The sequence below is a fragment of the Rahnella bruchi genome (assembly GCF_003614975.1).
Lineage (GTDB): Bacteria > Pseudomonadota > Gammaproteobacteria > Enterobacterales > Enterobacteriaceae > Rahnella > Rahnella bruchi.
Genome location: NZ_QZWI01000063.1, coordinates 1 through 401, shown reverse-complemented (window position 1 = coordinate 401; position 401 = coordinate 1). Strand labels below are relative to the sequence as shown.

Sequence of the window (401 nt, the reverse complement as noted above, 5' to 3'; positions counted from 1 at the left end):
CCGTAGGGGAACCTGCGGTTGGATCACCTCCTTACCTAAAGATACGCATTGTGCAGTGTCCACACAGATTGTCTGATGAAATTAATGAGCAAGAGCACCTGTTGATGCAGTAGGGGTAACCTTACGCTGATGCGAAAAGTGCCAAACCACAATGTGGTCTGGTACGGATTTTTCGTGTCCCCATCGTCTAGAGGCCTAGGACACTGCCCTTTCACGGCTGTAACAGGGGTTCGAATCCCCTTGGGGACGCCACTCCGATAATGTGTGAAAGACATTATCAACTGAATATCTTAAAGATGACTTTAACGAGTCGTGTTTAAGATATTGCTCTTTAACAATCTGGAACAAGCTGAAAATTGAAAGTTTACAGCTGAACATCACTCTCCGTAGAAGTACTGAGT

The 401-nt window shown here is 45.4% G+C and carries 1 tRNA gene; it reads left to right on the top strand.

Going from position 1 to position 401, the window contains the following annotated elements:
- Nucleotides 1-176 precede the first annotated feature (176 nt).
- Nucleotides 177-252, top strand: a tRNA-Glu gene (locus D5398_RS25360).
- Nucleotides 253-401 lie beyond the last annotated feature (149 nt).